General features: G+C 40.2%; 5 protein-coding genes. 2 read left to right on the plus strand and 3 right to left on the minus strand.

Features of this window, described 5'->3' with window-relative positions; translation table 11 throughout:
- Both N3F66_14745 and N3F66_14750 read left to right on the plus strand, forming a co-directional pair.
- On the plus strand, positions 1-194 hold a 194-nt coding region (locus tag N3F66_14745), incomplete at its 5' end, for a hypothetical protein (GenBank protein ID MCX8125404.1).
- 18 nt (positions 195-212) lie between these two features.
- Complete coding sequence (locus N3F66_14750; GenBank protein ID MCX8125405.1) at positions 213-737, plus strand: HDIG domain-containing protein; 525 nt, start codon at positions 213-215, stop codon at positions 735-737.
- On the opposite strand, the gene N3F66_14755 is transcribed toward N3F66_14750, so the two are convergent.
- From N3F66_14755 to N3F66_14765, 3 genes are all read right to left on the minus strand, one after another.
- Complete coding sequence (locus tag N3F66_14755; protein MCX8125406.1) at positions 706-1869, minus strand: THUMP domain-containing protein; 1164 nt, start codon at positions 1867-1869, stop codon at positions 706-708. The two genes, N3F66_14750 and N3F66_14755, sit on opposite strands and share 32 nt — an antisense overlap.
- Positions 1870-1871: 2 nt before the next feature.
- Entirely contained in the window at positions 1872-3011 is a 1140-nt protein-coding gene (gene rlmD, locus N3F66_14760; protein ID MCX8125407.1) for a 23S rRNA (uracil(1939)-C(5))-methyltransferase RlmD, read from the minus strand.
- 6 nt (positions 3012-3017) lie between these two features.
- On the minus strand, positions 3018-3456 hold a 439-nt coding region (locus N3F66_14765; GenBank protein MCX8125408.1), incomplete at its 5' end, for a DUF4139 domain-containing protein.

Below are 3456 nucleotides of genomic sequence, written 5' to 3' on the forward strand. Positions count from 1 at the left end.
GTTTATCGTTTATTAAACTTCAAAACGATGCATTGCTTACATTTCGTTTTTTTGTAGATACTGCGTTAGGACATAAAAAAAATTTTTTTAGTATAAAATCTATTCAATCCAATAAAATTATTAAATCTTTAAAAAAGAGATATACTGCTCTGATAGAAAGCATAAGTAACCCTAAAGCAACTAATAAACAATAGCCTTTTTAAAGGAGCACTATGAAGACTGAAGTACTATTATCATTGCCATTTGTACAGGACATACTCAATAATGAAGATTTCAAGTCATTACAAAATTATATACATCACGGCACAACAACATGCTATCAGCACACACTAGAAGTTGCACAGCTTGCATATAGACTGGCTTCCTTATTAAAATTGGACTATGTTGCAGCAACCCGTGGTGCATTGCTGCACGATTTTTTCATGTACAACTGGCGCACCGGTGGTCCCCGTCTTCATGGATTCAGACATCCTCGCATTGCACTCAACAATTCGCTAAAATATTTTATACTCTCCAAAAAAGAGATGGACAGCATACTGCGTCATATGTGGCCTCTTACTCCACTTCCTCCTCGTTATCCCGAATCTTGGATTGTAACTATTGCTGATAAAATAGTATCAATCAAGGACTACAGTAACTACCTGCGCGTAACAATAACAGAGGCCTTTTCAACAATAAAAGTTGCCCTGGCAAAGATTGCGGTTGCTATTGCCCTCGTAGTGCAATCATGGCGGTAACCTTTATCCCTCCATGAGTAAAATGTATTTGTCTACTCACTGGCACATTAAATACATCCCTTAATCTTGAAGGGATTACCACACAAAAACTCCATTGTGGGTACCATTGTTTAAAAATATGAGCAAGGCGTGTATACATCGCAACTTCATTCCCAGTAGCAATGCGCTTCCCATACGGAGGGTTAACTATGCAGAGCACCTTGCTGCCACCTATCTCTTTTTTATCTTTTAAGAAATCCCCAATGTATGTATCTATCATAGCTCCAACAGTACTGCTGTTTTGCTTTGTAATAGCCACCATTTCAGGATTACTATCGCCTGCCAGTATCACAACCTCTTTTTGTTTGCCTGTTACACTGCGCATAGCTGTTTTGAATAACTGCTTTCTGAATGATGGCCAGTGCATAAACGCAAACGTACGGTTAGCTCCAGGCGGATATCCATTGACCATGCACCATGCCTCTATGGGGAATGTTCCACTACCACACATTGGGTCAATAATGGTATCATATTCACTGGCATTGCATGCAAAAAGCAACGCCGCTGCGGTAGTCTCTCGCAGAGGTGCCTCACTTATGTACTGCTTGTATCCGCGCTTGTACAGCGGCTGCCCACTTGAATCAAGACTCACCATGCACTCGTCATGATCAAAACGTATAAATATTTTCTGCAATGTATCACTAACATTGCACTGCATTGCAAACATGCCAAGGCGCTTTAGTATTGCTTTCTTTACCTCTTCAGCGATGCGCTGTGTATGGTGCAGTTTTGATTTGTGCACACTAACTTCAATATCAACAGTGACACCATTACTTATATACAATTCCCATGGAAATTCTTTTAGTGTGCGATAGATTTCATTAAAATGATATGCTCTGAAATGTGTCAACCGCATCAACACCCGTGTTACAACTCGTGAATAATAATTAACAGCAAAACATTGTTCCAATCCACCTCTGAATGTAATGCCACCTTTTATTACTGCACAGTTGTGTATTCCAAGAAGTGATAGCTCTTGATACGCTATCTGCTCAAACCCCGGCTGCACCACCGCAAAGAACGTATGTGGCTTTTGTATCACATGCTGAAAAACCCTACGTTGAATGGCTTTTGGTGAATTACTGTAGTTCATTGTCATTTTCTATCAAATACTGCAAGTAGTTCCATGTGCGGTGTTTGGGGGAACATATCATAAGCTTTGCACCATCGCAGTGTATACGCATCTAAAAGTGCTGCGGCATCCTGTGCAAAGGTTGCAGGATTACATGACATATACACAATCCTGCCAATTCTTGATTGCAATAGTTTTGTCACCACCTTTGATCCAAGCCCTGTGCGTGGCGGGTCAACTATCACCACATCATAGTGCAGGGAATTGCTGCAAAGATACTCACATGCATCACCAAGCACAAACGATACATTTTCAATGTTATTTATATTGGCATTTACCCTTGCTGCAGCAACAGCTTCTTGGTTTAGTTCAACACCTGTGACTGTTTCTGCCTGTGCAGCAATAAAAAGGCTTATGCTTCCCACACCACAGTACATATCAAGCACCTTTCCATATATATTCTTTGCTATCTCCCTGTACATTAACTGAGTAATGCATGTGTTTGCCTGAAAAAATGAATTGGGTGTTATTCTATACCTGATACCATCGAGCGTTTCTTCAATATACCCCTGTTTAATATCATCAAACACTTTGCCATAACTTACATCAGCAAGCCCACCGCTTATAATAACCGAAATTGAATCAACTGCATCATAGAAAGCATCAATTACTGCACGCAGGTTGTTTTCTTCACGTGCCACAACAAAGTTTACCATCACCTGCCCTGTATTATAACCCTGGCGCAACACCACATACCGCAAATACCCTTTATGAGTAAGGTAATCATAATCTTCAATACACACACATTTTTTACGCAGTGCAGCAAATACACGCCTGCTTTTATCCTGCAACAGGAGACAATCATGCAGATCAACTACATGTTTAAAACTCCCACGCCTACGCAGGCCTATTTTCCCAAATGCTGTCACATAATCCATTCTGTTACGGTACCCCAGGGCCAAAGAAGGTTCAACCGCATCTACCTGTACAACATCATTCAGCAGTGCATTACAGTATTCTTTCTTGATTGCAAGCTGTGTATCATACGTAAAATGCTGTAGGGCACACCCACCGCATGTTCCTGCATATATACAGGACGGTTCAATCCTTTCATCACGAAATTTGTCTGCAATGGTTAATAATAGCTTCAGCTGTTTTTTCAAGTGTCGCTACTCCAATCCAGTTATCTGTACATTTTCAGGGAATTCTACTGCAAAATGTATCATTAATTCTTTTTTCTGATTGGGGGCAAGCTGTACCTGCCAGGTTGCCTTCCCTTCATTGTCAATGACTGCCCCAATACTGTTTTTATTTTTGATGGTAACCACAATCTTTTCATTGTGCGATACAAAAACAGTATCCTGGACAGCAACTGTCACATCATGCTTTTTTCCGTTTGCAAGTCTTATTGCATACACATATTCAACATACCTGGTTTTATTCACCAGCCCCTTATACTCCGTCTTTTTACTCACTAATTTGCGTGCTACCGAAAGGCTTTCATCCACACCCAACGCTACTTTTAAAGCATCCTTTAGTACATAATTTTTAGTAATTGAAAATGAATTTACAAATTTTCCATCAAGATATACATTCATAGTGCCACCC

The organism is Spirochaetota bacterium, assembly GCA_026414805.1.
In the GTDB taxonomy this organism is placed as follows: Bacteria; Spirochaetota; UBA4802; order UBA4802; family UB4802; genus UBA4802.

What these genes read in the sequence shown, in the direction of transcription:
- N3F66_14755 (MCX8125406.1), bottom strand. Translation starts at nt 1,869, where the DNA reads ATGAACTACAGTAATTCACCAAAAGCCATTCAACGTAGGGTTTTTCAG.
- N3F66_14750 (MCX8125405.1), top strand. Translation starts at nt 213, where the DNA reads ATGAAGACTGAAGTACTATTATCATTGCCATTTGTACAGGACATACTC.